Below are 1,810 nucleotides of genomic sequence, written 5' to 3' on the forward strand. Positions count from 1 at the left end.
ACGACCCGGGGAGCAATTGGGCTCGACATCGCGGTGGCCGTGCTGGACGACGTTTCTTCTCCTGAGCCCTATTGCTTCCCGGGTCGCGAGTTCGAGGCCGCCCGAATCAGCCGCAGCTGCCCGATCTCAGTGACGTTCTTCATCAGCTCGGCGTTCAGCCAGGCGATCATGTGTCCGATGGTGTTGTCCGGCGGGGTCTGCCACGGCAGCGTGGAGACGGCGTCCAGATCGGCGTCGGTGAGTTTGTCGAGGACCGTCAGCCACTGGGTACGCAGATCCTGTAGCCAGGCGATGGTTGCCGGTCCGTTGCCTGGCCAGGTGATATCGGTACGCTCTCGGGGGGTACGTCCCTGTGCGTGATCGATGGCAGTGCTCCACCACCAGCCGATGTGCCAGCTCACCCAGCCGATGGTGGGAACGGGAATGGGGTCGGGCTCGGTGTCGGCCCAGTCCGGCAGCCAGTTTCCGGCGGTGTCCGGGCGCACTGTCCAAGTCAGGTCAGTGGGCTCCCACAGGAAGTCCTCGGGTGCGAGCCGCTCCAGGTGGTACGTGAACAGTGACCAGGTCATGTCGAACTGCCAGCGCAGTAGCTCACGGCGGGGATTGCTCATCGTTCGATCCTCGCATGTTGCCCTGGAGTGGGCAGCCGTCCCTTGGGCATCCTGCTCACACTGGCGATGGCTCGCCCATTCTCCTATGACGGCCTCGGGGGATGTAGTGATCCTCCGGGTGGGGCCGTGACATGAGAAGGGCCGTACGGGTTGGGTGAGTTGTGAAGCTGACCTGGGCCCGTGCGGCCTGCTCTCATCCTGCCCTGTCCGGCGTCTCGCGCGCACACTTCGGCGAGTTGTTCGCCGAACTTGCCGGGCCGTGGGAAGCCGCGCGGCAGTCCGCGCTCCGCGAGGCCCGAGGCGGGGAGCGCAAGCGGGCGGAGGGCGCTGGCCGCAAGCCGAAGCTGGTCTTCTTCGACCGGCTGCTTCTCACTCTGGTGCAGCTGCGTCATCAGCTCCCGCACGAGGTGCTCTCCGAGCTCTTCGCGGTGGATCGCTCCACCGTCTCCGCGGCGATCCGCCAGGTCCGTCCACTGCTGGCGGCCCGTGGCTTCGCCGTGCCCGACCGGCCCGGTCTGCGGCTGAGGACGCTGGAAGACGTCTTCGCTTACGCCGAGGCCGAGGGCGTCGAGCTGCGGCTCGACGGAGCCGAGACCCAGGTCCGCCGCCCGCAGGCGGCACGGCCCGGACGCCGGGCGTTCGTCTCCGGCAAGCGCAAGCAGAACACCATCAAGACCACCACGTTCAGCGACGGCCAGGGCCGCCTGCTGCTGTCCGGCGTGGTCCGCCCGGGCCGGATGCACGACCAGACCGCCGTACGCACCGAGGGCATGGCCGAGCAGTTCCGCACCCACCCCCCGGTGAAAGCCAAGGTCGATTCCGGCTACCAGGGACTGGCCAAGGAGTTCCCCGACCAGGTCAGCGCCCCGCCGAAGAAGCCCAAGGACGAGGCGTGCGACGGCGACAAGTACGCCTGGCGTGAGATGCGGCGCCGGCAGTCCTCGGCCAGGATCTGCGTCGAGCACACCAACGCCGAGCTCCGCCAATGGGCTCCCTTGCGGCGGTTCACCGGACGCCGCGACGACTACGCCGACACCCACCTCGCGATCGGCGGCCTGGTTTCCGACCGATCCGCGCAGCGGGTAACCCGCCGCCGGGCGAGCACCGAACTGGTCCTCGCCCGGGACAGCGCCTGCTGATCACCCGCCAACCGACCCACCAGGCCAGCACGCCCGAACCCCAATTTTCCCCGAGACCGT

General features: G+C 68.3%; 2 protein-coding genes. One reads left to right on the forward strand and one right to left on the reverse strand.

Annotation, left to right across the window (positions count from 1 at the left end):
* Positions 1–68 precede the first annotated feature (68 nt).
* Positions 69–611 (reverse strand): DinB family protein, encoded by a 543-nt coding sequence (locus ACFWR9_RS42640; protein WP_383853066.1) that lies wholly within the window; start codon positions 609–611, stop codon positions 69–71.
* A gap of 236 nt (positions 612–847) precedes the next feature.
* Here ACFWR9_RS42640 and ACFWR9_RS42645 point away from each other — a divergent pair, with 236 nt between their 5' ends.
* Positions 848–1,750 (forward strand): transposase family protein, encoded by a 903-nt coding sequence (locus ACFWR9_RS42645; protein ID WP_383853069.1) that lies wholly within the window; start codon positions 848–850, stop codon positions 1,748–1,750.
* Positions 1,751–1,810: the final 60 nt, after the last annotated feature.

The sequence above is a fragment of the Streptomyces sp. NPDC058534 genome (assembly GCF_042717365.1).
GTDB lineage: Bacteria > Actinomycetota > Actinomycetes > Streptomycetales > Streptomycetaceae > Streptomyces.